This window comes from Paenibacillus hexagrammi (genome assembly GCF_021513275.1).
GTDB classification, from domain to species: Bacteria; Bacillota; Bacilli; order Paenibacillales; family NBRC-103111; genus Paenibacillus_E; species Paenibacillus_E hexagrammi.
This window is the reverse complement of sequence record NZ_CP090978.1, coordinates 2,557,857-2,575,018: the sequence shown is the minus strand read 5'-3', so window position 1 is coordinate 2,575,018 and position 17,162 is coordinate 2,557,857. Positions and strand designations below refer to the sequence as shown.

Sequence of the window (17,162 nt, the reverse complement as noted above, 5' to 3'; positions counted from 1 at the left end):
CTGACGGCTGCAACGAGTTATAACGGTTTCGACCAGGATCCGGCCACATCAGGGAAAAGTCCGACTGAGCTTAGTGAAGCCATGCTAATGAAGGCTGAATCGATGGGATATGAACAGTTGAAAGAACGGCATATACGCGAGTATTCGGCATTGTTCGGCCGCACTTCCATCCATCTTGACGGTCCGGATTTCAGCGAAACACCAACGGATGCTCGGATAAAAGCGGTGAAGAACGGTGCCGTTGACCCCGATCTTGCTGCCCTGTTTTTCCAATACGGCCGGTATTTGCTGCTATCCAGTTCGCGCCCCGGTTCACAGCCGGCCAATTTGCAAGGCATTTGGAGCGATAGCATGAGACCACCGTGGTGCAGTAGCTGGACGTCAAACATTAATGTCCAAATGAATTATTGGATGGCGGAGCCCGGTAATCTATCTGAATGCCATTCGCCGTTGTTTGATTTGATTGAAGATCTGCGGGTTACAGGACGTAAGACAGCCAGCACTCACTATCGGTGCCGAGGATGGACGGCCCATCACAATATTGATTTGTGGCGAACTGCAACGCCGGTAAGCGGATCGCCGAGTTGGGCGTTTTGGCCGATAGCAGGAGCATGGTTATGCGAGCATTTATGGGAGCATTATGCCTTCAGCCAAAGCGAGTCATTTCTCAAACATGCATTCCCTGCAATGAAGGAAGCCGCTTTGTTTGCGATGGATTGGCTGGTCGAGGCTAAGGATGGAACTCTGGTCACATGTCCTTCCACATCGCCGGAAAATTACTTTCTAGCGCCGGATGGGCAAAAAAGCAGTGTAACGCAAGGTGCGACTATGGATCTGGTACTGTTCAAGAGCCTGTTCATTCATTGCTTGGAAGCGCTCCGCATCCTGCGCGAAGAGGACGGCGAGCTCGGCTTTATCAAGGAATTAGAGAATGCGCTTCGACGAATGTCACCGTTTCGCATTGGTAAATACGGGCAGCTTCAGGAATGGAAGGATGACTTCGAAGAGTTCGAGCCGGGGCATCGCCACATCGCGCATTTGGTCGCGCTTCATCCGCTAGATCTAATTACGCAGCATGACCATCCGGAACTCGCAGACGCCTGCCGCAGAACGCTTGAACGCCGCATCGAACACGGTGGCGCGCATACGGGCTGGAGCTGTGCCTGGATGATTAGCTTTTGGGCTCGACTAGGAGAGCCTGAGGAAGCGAGCCGCTTCCTGAATGAATTGCTCGGTGGTTTGCATCCGAACTTGATGAACGCTCACCGGCATCCGAAGGTGAAGCTAAATATTTTCCAAATTGACGGCAATTTGGGAGGTGCCTCAGGAATAATTGAATTGCTGCTGCAAAGCCATGGCGGGTCCGTTCAGCTTCTCCCTGCTTTGCCGGCTTCATGGGAATCAGGCGGCGTAAAGGGGCTTCGGGCACGGGGCGCTTTTTGAGATCGATATCCAGTGGGAGCACGGCAAGCTGCGGCGCGCCAGTATCCGATCATTGGCCGGCAAGGAGCTCCGTCTGCGAATATCGGAACCTGTGGAAGTGCTGCAGGATGGCAGCCGTATCACGGCCAAGGAGCTCGGACCGAATCTCGTTGCATTTGGAACGAACAAGGGCTGCTGCTACGAAATTGTTCCAAGGAGTGATTGATCATGAGGTATGCCGATCGAATCAAAGAATTTATTTTTGCGGAAGATAGACCTTTTTTGAGCTGTCATGCTTCTACTTTGGAGCTGCTGTCCGGGGGAAATATCATCGCTGCTTGGTTCGGAGGAACGAAGGAAAAAGCCGGAGATGTCGCGATCTGGACCTCGCGCAGAGTAGACGGCAAATGGAGCCCTCCTGTAAAAACAGCCGATATGGACCACATTCCTCATTGGAATCCCGTACTTTTTCGCAAGGCGGACGGTGTGTTATGTCTATATTATAAAGTAGGCGCTGACATCGCCGAGTGGAGCACGATGGTCATGCGTTCGTCGGACGAAGGTATCACATGGACGACGCCTATTCCATTGGTTGAAGGCGATCAAGGAGGAAGAGGGCCGGTAAAAAATAAGCCGATTACACTGCAAGACGGCACTATAGCTGCTCCTGCGTCGATAGAACCAGCTTGGGACGCTTTCGTGGACCTTTCGTTCGACGGAGGTGAGACGTGGACCCGCAGCGAAACCGTTCCGCTGAATCGCGACAAGTTTACAGGGAAAGGTATCATTCAACCCACCCTATGGGAATCGGCACCGGGGATTGTTCATATGCTCACCCGCAGCACAGAAGGTGCGATTTACCGTAGTGACTCGTCGGACGGGGGAGAACGTGGTGTGAGGCCTATCCTACAGATCTGCCCAACAATAACAGCGGAATCGACCTGGTGAAGCTTGAAAATGGGATGTTGGCATTAGTTTTTAATCCGACGCGTCCGGAGCCCGGCAAAAAGAAAGGTCCGAGAACACCGCTCGTGATACGGATTTCCAAGGATAATGGCCTAACTTGGGGGAGCGAGCTGCTGTTGGATGAAGGAGAGAAGCAATATTCCTATCCGGCCATTATTGCCAACGGACTTGAACTTTATATCACCTACACATGGAAAAGGGAACGTATCGCATTTCAAAAAGTTATTATAAAAGATTAAGCAGGAATGACCTATAATTTAGGAAAAATATACCACGAAACTCTCATGATAGTATTATATAATGATGTAAAGATGGTAGTTTGATCAACGATATACACGAAATGGAGAGGGTGGGATTATGCGGGCTGTCAACCCATTGGTCGATCAACTGCAAGCGGGCAGGAAAACGCTTCGCACATCCCGGCTCCATGCTGCTCGGTTCGACGGGAGCAAGGTTGTGGGCAGACTATTTGGATCCTTTACCCGGGTTTTCAGGCAGATTCGATTTTATTCATAAAGTCAATATTCCTTTACTCTTTCAGATACATAACAATTTGACGGAAAGCTTGGAACCTTGTCGGTCCGATTGGTTTCCGAGTCACCTGCATATGGAGTTTATGGACCATCGGCTCACTTTTTCGGAACGTAAATTTATTAGCTGGAACGACTGCGCCGTTTCCGTTCAAACTTGGACCAACCACAGCGGTAAGGATCTCGTGCTGCAATTGAAGGCTCCATTTCACGATAGATGCGATCGTCATTTGCAGGGCCATTTTAAGATCGATCATTACAGTTTTGATATAGCAGGAGCCATCGCAGTGAGCGAGCCGTTACTTTATACGGGACTGCTTGTGAAATCTGGAGAATCGGTTTCGTTCATTGCAGCAGCGGCATTCGGTATTTCCGGTCTGGACGATTTGGACTTGTTAAAAACGCGAGCTTCCGCATACGCAGAGGGCGGTTTGACGGCGGATCAGCTCATTCATAAGCAAAAGGAAGAATATCAGCAATGGTTCGACCTTACCCCCGTGTTTGGAAGCAGCGATCCGCTGCTCGATAAGACCTGGCTCTACCGCTGGTTTCTGCTACGGCACAATTTGGCGGATCCTCAGTACGGGAATTTGACCCATCCGTTGTTCTACGAAGGTAGGTCGCATAAGAAAAGCAAGCAACCGTTCAGCAAGGGAGGCTGGGAGTTTAGCAAACTTATTAATTTATCGGTACCGCTGCATATCATGGATGCGAGATGGTACCAGGATCCGGTATACAGTGAGGGACCTTTGCGCAATATGGCGGCATCTCCCGGAGAAGACGGGCAATTCAGCTGTATGACGGTCGATACGGTCATGCATGCATTCGCTAGCTTCTCTTGCTGGGCTGCGTATCAACTTTTCCTGGTGCATCGCAATTTCGATACAATCGCCGAGCTGCTGCCTTCCATGAAGCGTCAAATATTGGAGTGTAACCGCATTCATGGGAACGAGAGCGACTATTTGATGATCGAATACAAGCATACGCGAACTGGTAAAGAGTACCAGCCTAGTTATTGGTTTTTTCACGACTTTCCCAAAAATCCGAAAGATAAAACAACCTACACACATCTGAAAAGAGTGGATCGAAGCGTTTATCATTATTTGAACACTTGCGCAATCGCACACGTGTGCAAAGTTACCGGGGACCCGGAAGCGGAACTTTATGATCAGATGGCCGAGAACATCAAACATGACGTTCTGGAAAAAATGTGGGATGAGAAGACTCAGTTTTTTTACGACCTTCACTATCAGACCGATGAGAAAGCGTTCGTGAAAAATATTGTTGGCTTTTATCCCGGATGGGCGCAAATGATTGATGATCGTTATAACGGGTTGATGGAGCATTTACTGGATGTACGCGAGTTCAATACAAAATGTCCGTTCCCAACCGTTTCCGCCGATTGCCCTGCTTATTCCAAAGAAGGAGGCTGGATGGGGCATTTTGTCAAAGGCCGCAACGGCTGCGTATGGAACGGTCCTGCTTGGCCTTACACGAATTCGATTACGTTAGATGCTCTCGCTAAGGAGAGCAAGCGCACAAATCACCAATATGATCAGCAATTTGCCTACTTTTTACGTGAGTATTCATTTCTTCACTTTATGAAACGAGATCTCAGCCAGCCTGGTATTGTCGAGCATTACAACAGTGCCACGGGCGAACCGCTCAGCGATGAACAGGAATACAATCATTCGTTCTATATTGATCTAATCATTTCACATGTGGCTGGCTTAAGCATTGAGCCGGATCGGATCGTGTTGGATCCTATCGATAACGGATTGGATTACTTTTATCTGGACCGTGTAAAAGCAGCCGGTCTGGACATTCGGATCACATACAGAAACCCGAATGTACACTGTGAACACCCTGAACTTGAAGAAGGTTACCGGTTGTACGTGAACAACAAGCTCGTTTTCTCAAACGACACGCTATGCCGCATAGAACTTCCGATTCAAGAACTGTCTCGAACTTGAAAATACGTGCATGATGAAAGGAAGGTACGATCCCATAATGAACCGATTTAACGGCGTCGTTTCCCCGTCCGAAAAGGATGCTCTGCTGCAGGAAGCCTATCTTCCCGCTTTTCATCCAAACGACAACCATGCGGCTAATTTACTCGAGTTGGATAATGGGGACCTGCTTTGTGTTTGGTTTTCGGGCAGCGGGGAGGGCAATCCTGATACGAATGTCGTAATGTCCAGATTACCGGCCGGGTCCAGTCAATGGTCTGAACCGATTCAGCTATCCGGCGACCCGGAACGATCCGAGCAAAATCCAGTTTTGTTCCAAGCCGATAACGGAAGTCTTTGGCTGTTTCATACATCGAACGAACCGCATAACCAGAGAACTTCCAAGATCGTCTATCGGGTATCGGAAGATCAAGGGATTACTTGGGGTGCTGCCGAGGTTTTGTCGGGCGGACCTGGAATCTTTTTACGTCATCCTCCCCTTGTGCTGCAGAACGGTGACTGGCTGCTGCCGGCTTATTATTGCAAGCTCGAAGGACACTATAGTGTCGTATTGATCAGCTCCAATCAAGGAGCAACTTGGCACGAATACGAAGTTCCCGGCAGCACACACCGCGTACAGATGAACGTAGTGGAACTCCAGGACGGAACACTCTATGCGATGTTTCGCAGCCGGCAGGCGGACCGGATCTACACCAGCATTTCACATGATAACGGAAAGAGCTGGTCGGTCCCGGCCAAAAGCGATCTGCCGAATAACAATTCATCTATGCAATTGATTACATTGCAGAATGGCCACTTGGCATTGATTTATAACAATTCAACAATGGAACGCGATCAATTCCGATGGGTTCAAAGAAAAGGGGAATTCCGCAAAAAACCGCTGCGCACGCCCCTCACTGTTTCTATATCGGAAGATCAAGGGAAGACCTGGCCCCACTTCAGAAACGTACAGATGGCGGATCTGGAATATAAAGACAGCGAAATTGGATATTCCTATCCTTCCATTATTGCAGCTCGAGACGGAAGCATACATCTTGCTTTTTCTTATCTTCGTAAAGGTATCAAATATGTTCGTTTGCCGGAACAATGGATAAAAGAGTGGCAATAGACACTTATTCAGGATCAAGCAGGGGATACGCATCGGCGTATTCCCCGCTATCCCCGACTTCTTGGAGACTCGCATACATGGATAAGCCAGATCACAAATAACTTGCAAAAGAAGGTGACGGTTATGGATGGGAGAATCGGCCATTTAAGCGGCGAATTATTTTTTGAGAATAAATTGGATATTTTCTTGAATCGAGAGTTGGAATCGTTTACAACTCAGCAGCACACTCACGATTTCGTAGAAATCAGCTTTGTAGGAGAAGGCTGCGGTTATCATTACATCGAGGATCAAGTTATATCCGTAAAGCAGGGAGATTTGTTCGTCATACCGATTGGTACGTCACACGTGTTTCGTCCCTCCTCTCCAAAGCAAGATAAAATGCTCGTCATCTATAATTGTATCTTCCGCGAAGATTTGCTTGAGAAGTGGAAGCCCTTGATGCAGCAAGACTCCGTGACGTATCACGCCATCCATGATCCGGCCAATTGTTCCGAGCGTTGGCTGCACTTTCAGGACAAGCACGATACTTTTTCATCGATTATGCATAATATGTACAGGGAATATTTGAAAAAAGCGCTGGCTTCGAGACTGTTATAACGGCGTTGCTTATTCAGATGCTGGTGCTGTTGCAGCGTTTCGAGTTGATTAATGAAACGGAAGCCGTTTCATTCAGGATGTTTGACGAAGTCGTGCATTTTATTAAAACCCGGTATACCAATAACCTCACGGTTCAGGATGTGGCGGATTACTTTTTTTAAGCGCCAGCCATTTCCAACGACTGTTTAAAAAATCGACCGGCTTGTCCTTTACGCAATATTTACAAAACGTACGCATACAGAAATGCTGCGAACTATTGAAGTCTACAGACATTCCCATTTATCAGATTGCGAACCAGGTCGGTTATCAGGATATGAAGTTCTTTCATGCTCTTTTCCGAAAAAAAACAGGGGTAACGCCACGACAGTATCGACAAAACTTCCAGGAATTGGATGAGACAGAAATTTCATGCTAACTATAAGAGCTGGCCATTGATATGGAGCAGCTTTTTTTGTTATACGCAAGTTTATGAACTAGTTAATGTCGGAGGATGAGGCCTATGTGGTGTCCGGATCTCTATATGGATCATTTATATATGAACGCAAGCGATAAGATGAGACGCATCGAACCAACATGGAACGAGCGAAAGGAGAAGGTGAGGGCCAAGCTGATTGAAGTATTGGGGAGTTTTGACCCGCCGCCGGATGAATTGAACGCAGTTGTACTGGAGAAGCAAGACATGGGCGATTATTCGATGGAAAGGGTCGTTTACCAATCTGACGCCTATCTCCAGATACCCGCGTATGTTCTTATTCCGCATAGGCTTGAGGAAGCAGCCCCCGCAGTACTCGCGTGGCATGGCCATGGATATGGCAGCAGAGAGATTGTCGGATTGCGGCCGGACGGAAGCGTAGACGAGGAAAAGCAGGGTATGCCTCAGCATTACGCGGTACAGTTAGTGAAAAAAGGTATGGTTGTGATCGCTCCGGAAATTATCGGCTTCGGTGATCGCAGATTATCGTCCGATATGAAAAAAGATCCGAAGAAGAGCAGCTCCTGCGCACCGCTAGCATCGCGTCTTCTTATGTATGGCAAAACGCTGACCGGATTGCGAATTTATGAAGCCATGCGCTCGCTTGATTATTTACGAACCAGAGAAGAAGCAGATGCTGAGCGGATCGGCACGATCGGATTTTCCGGGGGCGGTTTGATTGCTTCGCTTTCAGCTGCGTTGGATGACCGTATCAAGGCTGCTGTTGTCTGCGCGTTTACAAGTACGTTTAGAGGAAGCTTGTTGTCAGTCAACCACTGTATAGACAATTATTTACCCGCGATTCTTCCTTACGCAGATCTGCCTGAACTCATCGGATTGATAGCGCCGAGAGCGCTGTTCGTCGAATCAGGCTTGGATGACCCGCTTTTTCCGGCAGAATCGGTAAGAGAAGCTGCTGTTGTTCTCCGGGAAATTTATGAAAGTACAGGTCATAAGGAGAGGCTCGAAGTGGATTTGTTTCCAGGGAAGCACGAGGTGTCAGGACGTCAATCATTCGATTGGCTGGAGAAGCAATTAAAGGGACTGAAAGCAGGATTCCCCCTATAACTAAGTAATCATCACCTATAATGCGTTCAAATGCGAGATGTATAATAAAAGAATCAGAGAATTGAAACCGTTATCAATCAAGTATTGATATGACCTATAGGAGGTACTTCAATGGGGCGAATTCTATTGAACCACGTAGAAAAGCGTTTTGGTAAAGAAAGAGCTTATGCTGTAAGGGATTTCCACTTAGAGATACAAGACGGGGAGTTTATCGTCATGGTCGGTCCTTCCGGCTGCGGGAAATCTACTACGCTGAGGATGATCGCCGGATTGGAGGATATCACATCAGGAGAACTTTATATCGGGGATAAGCTCGTCAACCATCTGCCGCCGAAAGACAGGGACATTGCCATGGTTTTCCAAAATTATGCCTTGTATCCGAACATGAGCGTATATGAAAATATTGCCTTTGGTCTGCGACTAAGGAAAATGGCAAAAAACGAAATCGATCAGGCCGTCAAAAGCACATCCAGAATCCTGGAAATTGAGCCTTTTCTGGATCGGAAACCGAGGCAGCTTTCCGGCGGGCAGCGCCAGCGTGTAGCGCTTGGCAGAGCGATCGTCCGTAATCCCCAGGTCTTCTTGATGGATGAGCCGCTTTCTAATCTGGATGCGAAGCTGAGAGTTCAGATGCGAACAGAAATCATCGGCCTTCAGAAGCAGCTTGGCGTAACGATGGTGTATGTGACGCATGACCAAGTGGAAGCGATGACGATGGGCCATCGGATCGTAGTTATGAAAGACGGAGTCATCCAACAGGTAGATACACCGAAGCTGATCTACAACAATCCTAGAAATATGTTCGTCGCCGGATTTATTGGTACGCCTCCGATTAATTTTATAGAAGGAAAGATACTTGAAAGCGAAGGCGGATTACTGGAGTTTCATACCAACCGATATTTTTTGAAAATCCCAGCCTCGCAGTCAGATATGTTAAGGAAAAAAAGAAAATCGATAGAAACGTCATACTCGGTATTCGCTGTGAAAATATTCATTTGGAACCCATTATTCGAGACGCGAATCCCCATTCGCAAATCGTGGGTGTTCAAAAGTTGAACGAATTGATGGGGGCGGACATGTATCTATACTTGGATATCGGTGTGTCGCAATTGCTCATTGCCAGAGCTCCAGCCGACCACCATTTTGAGGACAATGAGAAGCTTGTCGTAACATTAGATATGCAGAAAGCACTGTTTTTTGATAAAGATTCTACAGAGAATCTGGCGTACTAAGCGGTGCATCGGGAGGGATGGAGTTGAAAGCATTATTTCGAACACGGGCGTGGATGTCCTTCATATTGGCCATATTATGTGCGTTGGGCCCGGCTTTATCCGTACTGGCTGACAATCATAACGTCCTGTCTAAAGAAACATCCAAGGCCGCCGGTACCGGTGATTTATCACAATTATCCAAAGAGCTAGTACCCAACTACGCTAAAGTGCTTGAAGAGTGGAAAAAGAAAGGCGTTGATGCTAATCATAGCGAAAGCTTCACGATATCCGGATCAACCATTGCCGCTAAATCGGACAACGCCCACACGGCTATAGATTCCTATCAGGGCAAAGACGGCGTATTGGTCTGGAGCGCCAAAGGCGACGAATGGATCGAGTACGATTTGAATGTAACAAGCGGCGGGCTCTATGCCATAGAAATGTCCTATCATCCATTCGTGGACTCGAGAGACCGTAAGCCGATTGCACTGAGCCTGACTGTGGATGGATCAACTCCATTCATGGAGTCCAAGTCGATCGAACTTTATCGTCATTGGAAGGATAAGCTTCCGATCCGAAAAGACGACAACGGCGACGAAATACGCCCGGCAGCTGACGACATATCCGGTTGGCTTACGTGGGAATTGCGCGATATGTCCGGGGCGTACACGGATCCGCTGTTATGGAATTTGAGTCCAGGAAGCACAAAATCCGGCTGTCCGGCAGTGATCCGATGGCGCTTGAATCGATCACCTTCAAGGCGCCTGACCCTATAGCGGATTACAAAACCGTAAGAGAAGGACTGCCGAAGGATGCAGCGTCCGCACAAAGCGATCCGATTGTGATTGAAGCGGAACAAGTGCAATGGAAGAACGATTCTTCAATCACGCTTGCTTTCGATAATGATATTGCCAACTCCCCATATGTACGGGGGAAAATCAGCTACAACACGATCGATGGCAACCACTGGTCGACGAATAACCAGGAAATCAGTTGGGGGTTTGATGTTCCGGAAACCGGATTTTACAAAATAGCAATGCGCGAGCAGCAGTCTTTTGTGTCTAACCGGTCATCGTTTCGTTCGATTTTGATTAATGGCAAAGTGCCTTTTTCCGAGCTGACTGCTTACCGATTCCCTTATGATTCGGGATGGAAAGGAACGGCGCTTGCCGACGAGCAAGGTACACCTTATGAGTTTTATTTGCAAAAAGGAGTAACACGATTTCGATGCGTGTTACACAGGCTCCGATCGTTCCAATCGTCGATGAAATGAATAATGCGATGGAAACATTGATTAAGCTGTCGGCTGATTTACGCACATTAACTGGCGGTGTCGACGATATAAACAGGACCTGGGATCTTAAAAAAGATTTGCCCGGCTTTGTTGAACAATTGGAGGAATTGAATAACAAGCTTACAGCAACAAGAGAGCTATTGATTAAGGTCAATGGAAGACCTGATGCGATATCCCAGGGGCTGGTCACTGTAAGCAAAGATATCGAAACGCTTTTAAAATATCCGGATGAAATTCCGTATGATGCAGGCCGTTTGAATAAGTTGCAAGGCAAATTGGCGGATCTGGCCAAGCAACTCAGTTCCCAGCCTCTTCAGTTGGACCGGTTCTTTATTGTTCCGGCTAACCAATCGTTTCCTAAGATGGAAGCGACGATTAGCGAAAAGATTGAAGGGTCGATCATCAATTTTTTCAATTCTTTTGTATCAAGCAAGAAATCCGATCAAGAAGACGGACAAGTGCTTAATGTGTGGATGAACCGCGGGCGGGACTACGTGAACTTGCTTCAAAATATGGCGGATGAATCATTTACCCCGCAAACGGGAATCAAAGTGAAAGTGAATCTTCTCAAGGACGATAAACTTCTCTTATTAATGAATGCTGCTGGTATTGCTCCCGACGTCGGGATCGGGCTGCCTCATGATACGCCGTTCGATTATGCGATTCGCAACGGGGTTTACAATCTCAAACAATTTCCGGATTTTGAGGAAATGTACGACCAGTTTGCTCCGGGTTCATGGATGCCTTACTACTATGATGGAGGATATTACGCCGTACCCGAAACTCAGGCGTTCTCGGTCATGTTTTACCGTAAGGATATTCTAAAAAATCTTGGATTAAGCGTTCCGGATACCTGGGATGACGTATATCGGATGCTGCCTATTCTTCAACAGAATGAAATGAACTTTACACCGGTTGAGCACAGCATATTTTTGCAGATGCACGGACTCGAATATTATAAGCAGGATGGATCCAGAACGGGCTTAAGTTCGGAGAAAAGCTTTGAAGCGTTCAAAGCATGGACTGAACTGCAAAACAAATACGGCATTGATCAAAGAAGCGATAATTTTGTCCAGCATTTCCGGGACGGATCGTATCCGATTGGTATAGCCGATTTGAATGCCTATCTTCAATTGAGCGTTGCGGCGCCGGAGCTGAACGGTGTGTGGGGAGTTGCGCCTATTCCCGGAGTGAAGCAGGAAGATGGGACTGTCGTACGGTGGACCGGCGGTAATGGCGGGGATCAGTTCGCATCAGCGATTTTTAAGCATACGAAGAAGCCTCAGGAAAGCTGGGAATTCCTTAAATGGTGGATGTCCGCAGACGTGCAAGAAAAGTATGGGACTGATTTGGAAACCCTTAACGGTGTGACGTTCCGTTGGTATACAGCTAATGTCGATGCGTTTGTGAAGCTGCCATGGAAGGAAGAGGACTTACAGTCCATATTGGAACAGTGGAGATGGTTCCGGGAAGTTGCGAAAGTACCCGGCAGCTATTATATGGAACGGGAGATCAAGAATGCATGGACCCGAACTGTGATCGGCGGGGAAAACTATCGGACATCGCTTGAGACTGCCATTAAAGAAGTTGATCGGGAAGTGCAAAGGAAAATGCAAGAGTTTCATTTTATCGATGCGAATGGAAAGCTTGTGCGATCATTGAATTTACCTGTCATTACAAAACCGTGGGGAGGGGTGGATAAATATGTTGAAAAGTAATACATCGGTACTTCCCGGAATGGTAGCTCATGCCAAAATTCGTAAAAACAAACTCATGGCAGCTCTGCGAACGTTATGGGAATACCGCGTCTCGTATTTATTCATAGCTCCGTTCCTGATCTGTTTCATCATATTCATTTTACTTCCGGTATTGTCCGCTTTAGCGCTCAGCTTTACCTATTATAATGCCATCGAAGCGCCCCATTTTATTGGTTGGGACAATTTCCGTAACATGCTTTCTCAGGACTTAATCCTTATCAAATATGCGCTGCCGAATACACTTTCGTTTTCTCTGATTGTCGGGTCAGGCGGATATATGTGCGCCTTTATGCTCGCTTGGCTCATCTCCATCTTGCCGGGCGTGTACCGCAAATGGTTTACGCTAGCGATGTATACACCATCGTTAGCGAGTCTGGTCGCAATGAGCATTATTTGGACGCCGATGCTCTCCAGCGACAGAATCGGTTATCTGAACAGTTTTTTGCTGAAGATGAACTTGATCAGCGAACCGGTGGCATGGGTAACAAGTGAAGAGCATTTGATGACTTCCATGGTCGTAGTCTCTCTGTGGAAAAGCATGGGGATCGGTTTCCTCGGCATGTTGGCCGGAATCTTGAATGTGAATCCAGAGTTGTATGAGGCGGGGAGATTGGATGGCATACGAAGCCGGTTGGAGGAAGTATGGTACATCACGATCCCATCCACAAAACCGCAAATGCTGTTTGGCGCAGTCATGGCTATCGTCGGAGCGGTCCAAATGTCTACGATCGGAACAGCGTTATCCGGTATGAATCCGACGCCTGAATACGCAGGGCATATGATTACGACTCATATTGACGATTATGCCTTCAAACGGTTTGAGCTGGGATATGCAACTGCGTTGACCGTTTGTCTGCTGACAATCGTATACCTTGCCCAAAAACTGAGCTGGAAGCTCTTCGGTACGAAGGAGGACGAATAAATGAATGCTGCAGGAATGTTACGCAAAATGTTTACGTGGCGAACACAAATAAGATTTCATCGGATGAGCCCGTTTGAAATATTTGCAGCCGTACTGCTCGTCGTATTAAGCATCTTTATGCTTCTTCCTATCGTGTACATTATTAATCATGCTTTCAAGCCATATCAAGAGCTGTTTATTTACCCGCCTAACATCTTTGTGAGAGAGCCGTCTTTGCAAAACTTCGCAGAGCTTTTGGCTACTACGAAAACCACTGCCGTCCCGGTTTCCCGTTATTTATTTAACAGTGTGGTCGTCACGGCCTTGGCCGTTTTTCTAATCACGATGACGAGCGCTATGTGCGCTTATGCAATTTCCAAGCATAAATTTCCCGGACATAAGCTAGTGTTCTCCACGATTTTATTAACGCTTGTGTTTGTGCCGGAAACCGTAGAAATCCCTAAATATTTAATTGTCAGCAAACTGCATATTTTCGATACCTACTGGGGACACGTTTTGCCGCTTGTCGCTGTGCCGACAGGGGTATTCCTGATGAAGCAGTTCATCGACCAGCTGCCGGATGAGCTTCTGGATTCCGCACGAATGGACGGTGCCAGGGAGCTTACGCTCTTCCTTCGAATCGTGATCCCCATGCTCATGCCGGCGGTAGCGACGATAGGGATAATCGCCTTCGATTCAGCCTGGAAGGATGCTACAACCTCAACGTTTTACATGCAGGACGAAACGATGAAAACATTCCCATTTTATGTGGAGACACTAACGAGCGGAATGGCGAACAGTGTGGCGAGGCAAGGCGCTGCGGCTGCGGCTGCGCTTCTGCTGTTTTTGCCGAATCTGATTATGTTTCTTGTGTTCCAGAGCAAAGTGATCGCAACAATGGCGCATTCTGGAATCAAATGATGCCGATCTGTTTTCATACATAAGAAAGGGGCATGTAGGGATGGTGAAGCGATTTAACGGGCAGGAAGTAGAACAATGGGGACAGTTCGAGCTGACGCTCGACGGTCCCTCTGCGGGGAATCCGTTTCAAGAGGTTCGGTTGTCCGCACAGTTCCAATACAAAAATTTGATCGTCGAGCCGGATGGATTTTATGACGGCAACGGCATATATCGAATCAGGTTCATGCCTGACAGGCCTGGCGTTTGGCGATATGTGACTCGCAGCAATATCAGTGAACTTGATGGGCATGATGGAGAATTCGTTTGTATTCAGGCCGCAGAGGGGAACCATGGTCCCGTTCGGGTAAAGCATTCCTATTTATTCGCCTACGAGGATGGAACCCCCTATATGCCGTTCGGTACGACTTGCTACCATTGGACACATCACGGCAATGAAGAACTAGAGGAGCTTACGCTGCAAACGCTTAAGGACTCTCCGTTTAATAAAGTGAGAATGTGTCTGCTCCCCACAAGGGATATGCGGCCTCCGCTAAATTTGGTCTTCGCAGGGACTTGTCCGGAGGATATAGACAAAACAAAGTTTAATCCAGCTTTTTTCACTCATTTGGAATCACGCATAAAAGATCTGATGCAGCTTGGTATAGAAGCCGATCTTGTACTGTTTCATCCCTATGACAAGGGATATTGGGGCGTTGATAACATGGATGCGGAAAGCGATGCTTTTTATTTACGCTATGTGATCGCACGTCTTGCCTCATTTCGAAACGTATGGTGGTCGCTTTGCAATGAATATGATTTTAACTCGTATAAGACTGTCGCGGATTGGGACCGGCTGCTTCAATTGACCCAAGGTCAAGATCCCTACCAGCATCTGCGCTCCATTCACAACGGCACTAAAATGTACAAATCGTCCAACTTGTATGATTTTAGTAAGCCGTGGATTACCCACCAAAGCATTCAGCACTGGGAAGCGGAGCTGACGACGGAGTGGCGCGAAGCGGTTGCGAAACCGATCGTCATCGATGAGATTTCATACGAAGGTAACAGCTCCAGGCGATGGGGGAATATTTCCGGAGAGGAATTGACTCATCGGTTTTGGGAAGGGCTGTCGAGAGGCGGCTTCGTAGGGCATGGGGAGTCGTTTATCAATAAGGAGACGAGGGCCTGGATCTCTTCGGGAGGGAAATTGTACGGAGAAAGTACGGAGAGAATCGCTTTCCTGCGAAAAGTGATGGAAGAAGGTCCTGAGGACTGGATGGCGGCACGGCAGGAAGGATCCTATATGCTGCTATACTTTGGACGACATCAGCATGCCTACAAGCATGTGGAGCTGAGGAAGGACGCACTCTACCGTATAGAGATCATCGATACATGGGAAATGACGATTAAGCAAATCGAAGGTACATTTAGCGGGACAATCAAAGTTGATCTTCCAGGAAAACCCTACATAGCTTTGCGCATCTCTATGATTGGCAACGTGAATTGAAAGGAGGAGATGAAGCTGAACTTTGCAAACGTCGTTGAACGATGGGGCATTTTTGAATTAACACTGGATGGTCCCTCTAGCGGAAATCCATACATGGACATTCAGCTCAGCGCACGGTTCAAAAATGGTTTGAACGAAGCTGAAGCCGACGGTTTTTATGCTGGAGAAGGCAAGTATTGCATCCGATTCATGCCGTTTGAAGAAGGGATATGGACCTTCGAGACGACAAGTAACTGTGCGGAAATGGATCGGTTGTCAAGGGAGTTTGCGTGCACCTCGCCTTCTGTCGGAAATCACGGTCCTGTAAGGGTTAAGGATGCCTCCCATTTTCAATATGCAGATGGAACGCGTTACACGCCGATCGGCACAACCTGTTACGTCTGGCATTTGCAAAACGAAGAGCTGCAAAAACAGACGCTGCGGACACTCAGCCAGTCGCCATTCAATAAAATTCGCATGTGTGTGTTTCCTAAGTCTTACCTGTTTAATGAGGCTGAACCTGAGAGGTATCCTTATGAAGGCTCACCGTCAACGGGATTTGATTTAACGCGGTTTCATACTGGATATTTTGATCATTTGGAGAAATGTGTCAAGGATTTGGCTGATTTAGGTCTGGAAGCAGACCTCATCCTGTTTCATCCGTATGACGAAGGCCGATGGGGTTTTGACCGAATGTCTCCGGAAGAGGATGAACGATATATCCGTTATGTCGTTGCCCGGCTTGCCGCTTACCGAAATGTATGGTGGTCGCTCGCCAATGAATACGATTTGATGAAACATAAGCAACAAGACGATTGGAACCGCCTTTTTCGGATTGTGCAGGAATGTGACTATGGCAGGCATCTGCGCTCTATCCATAACTGCAAAGCATGGTATGATTTCGGCTTGCCCTGGATCACGCATGCAAGCATCCAGCAATCCGATGTGAAAGTGGTTTCCGAGTGCACGAAACAATACGGAAAGCCGGCAATTATTGACGAGTGCGGTTATGAGGGCAATTTGGATACGAGATGGGGTAGCTTGACCCCTGAAGAGTTGCTTTGTCGTATCTGGGAGGGCACATGCCGGGGCGGTTATGTTACTCATGGGGAAACGTATTGGAACCCTGAACAGACGCTTTGGTGGTCGCATGGCGGAGATCTTTATGGAAAAAGTGTTCAGAGAATCGAATTTCTGAAGGCGATTCTGGAAGATGCCCCCGATGATCTGCTCTATACGAGCGACAGCTACGATGCTGCGACTTTGTCTGTGCGCGGCCGGTATTATTTGCAGTATTTCGGTCCACACCGATTCGCATATCGAGATTTTGTACTCCCGGAAGGGCGCTACAGCGTGGATATCATCGATACTTGGAATATGGAGATCACCTCGCTTCAACAAACATTTGAAGGACGTTTTCGAATCGATTTGCCTGGTAAGCTTTATTTTGCATTACGAATCCAACAAATCAAGGAGTGAT

At 47.6% G+C, this 17,162-nt stretch carries 14 protein-coding genes and 2 pseudogenes; all 16 read left to right on the top strand.

Annotation, left to right across the window (positions count from 1 at the left end; genetic code table 11):
• Positions 1–81 precede the first annotated feature (81 nt).
• The 16 genes and pseudogenes from L0M14_RS31855 to L0M14_RS11245 all read left to right on the top strand — a co-directional run bounded on the left by L0M14_RS31855 (position 82) and on the right by L0M14_RS11245 (position 17,161).
• Positions 82–1,443: a glycosyl hydrolase family 95 catalytic domain-containing protein gene (locus L0M14_RS31855; protein WP_350340510.1), complete on the top strand. Its 1,362-nt coding sequence runs from the start codon at positions 82–84 to the stop codon at positions 1,441–1,443.
• Between the two features lie 52 nt (positions 1,444–1,495).
• Positions 1,496–1,648, top strand: coding sequence for a hypothetical protein (locus L0M14_RS31850; RefSeq protein WP_350340497.1), 153 nt, complete (start codon positions 1,496–1,498; stop codon positions 1,646–1,648).
• A 2-nt stretch (positions 1,649–1,650) separates the two neighbouring features.
• Positions 1,651–2,627 (top strand): annotated as a pseudogene (locus tag L0M14_RS11315) (sialidase family protein).
• Between the two features lie 80 nt (positions 2,628–2,707).
• Positions 2,708–4,891: an MGH1-like glycoside hydrolase domain-containing protein gene (locus L0M14_RS11305; protein WP_235122181.1), complete on the top strand. Its 2,184-nt coding sequence runs from the start codon at positions 2,708–2,710 to the stop codon at positions 4,889–4,891.
• Positions 4,892–4,928: 37 nt separating this feature from the next.
• On the top strand, positions 4,929–5,996 hold the full coding sequence (locus tag L0M14_RS11300; protein ID WP_235122180.1) for a sialidase family protein: 1,068 nt from the start codon (positions 4,929–4,931) through the stop codon (positions 5,994–5,996).
• A 123-nt stretch (positions 5,997–6,119) separates the two neighbouring features.
• The gene (locus L0M14_RS11295) at positions 6,120–6,593 is read left to right on the top strand and encodes a cupin domain-containing protein (RefSeq protein ID WP_235122179.1); all 474 of its coding nucleotides are present in this window, start codon (positions 6,120–6,122) and stop codon (positions 6,591–6,593) included.
• A gap of 202 nt (positions 6,594–6,795) precedes the next feature.
• Positions 6,796–7,008 carry a helix-turn-helix domain-containing protein gene (locus tag L0M14_RS11290; protein WP_235122178.1) on the top strand — a complete coding sequence of 71 codons (213 nt, stop codon included), beginning with the start codon at positions 6,796–6,798 and terminating at the stop codon, positions 7,006–7,008.
• A gap of 84 nt (positions 7,009–7,092) precedes the next feature.
• Positions 7,093–8,133 carry a dienelactone hydrolase family protein gene (locus L0M14_RS11285; RefSeq protein WP_235122177.1) on the top strand — a complete coding sequence of 347 codons (1,041 nt, stop codon included), beginning with the start codon at positions 7,093–7,095 and terminating at the stop codon, positions 8,131–8,133.
• 111 nt (positions 8,134–8,244) lie between these two features.
• Positions 8,245–9,365: pseudogene (locus tag L0M14_RS11280) on the top strand (ABC transporter ATP-binding protein).
• A gap of 23 nt (positions 9,366–9,388) precedes the next feature.
• On the top strand, positions 9,389–10,120 hold the full coding sequence (locus L0M14_RS11275; protein ID WP_235122176.1) for a carbohydrate-binding protein: 732 nt from the start codon (positions 9,389–9,391) through the stop codon (positions 10,118–10,120).
• A complete protein-coding gene (locus L0M14_RS11270; RefSeq protein WP_235122175.1) occupies positions 10,078–10,617 on the top strand; it encodes a carbohydrate-binding protein in 540 nt (179 codons plus the stop codon). The genes L0M14_RS11275 and L0M14_RS11270 overlap by 43 nt, the downstream gene beginning before the upstream one ends.
• The gene (locus L0M14_RS11265; RefSeq protein ID WP_235122174.1) at positions 10,572–12,356 is read left to right on the top strand and encodes an ABC transporter substrate-binding protein; all 1,785 of its coding nucleotides are present in this window, start codon (positions 10,572–10,574) and stop codon (positions 12,354–12,356) included. Before L0M14_RS11270 ends, L0M14_RS11265 begins: the two co-directional genes overlap by 46 nt.
• Positions 12,357–12,375: 19 nt before the next feature.
• A complete protein-coding gene (locus tag L0M14_RS11260) occupies positions 12,376–13,317 on the top strand; it encodes a carbohydrate ABC transporter permease (protein ID WP_235122880.1) in 942 nt (313 codons plus the stop codon).
• Positions 13,318–14,217: a carbohydrate ABC transporter permease gene (locus L0M14_RS11255; protein ID WP_405030833.1), complete on the top strand. Its 900-nt coding sequence runs from the start codon at positions 13,318–13,320 to the stop codon at positions 14,215–14,217. It begins immediately after the preceding gene.
• Between the two features lie 40 nt (positions 14,218–14,257).
• Entirely contained in the window at positions 14,258–15,703 is a 1,446-nt protein-coding gene (locus L0M14_RS11250) for a DUF5605 domain-containing protein (RefSeq protein ID WP_235122173.1), read from the top strand.
• 9 nt (positions 15,704–15,712) lie between these two features.
• Entirely contained in the window at positions 15,713–17,161 is a 1,449-nt protein-coding gene (locus L0M14_RS11245; RefSeq protein ID WP_235122172.1) for a DUF5605 domain-containing protein, read from the top strand.
• Position 17,162 lies beyond the last annotated feature (1 nt).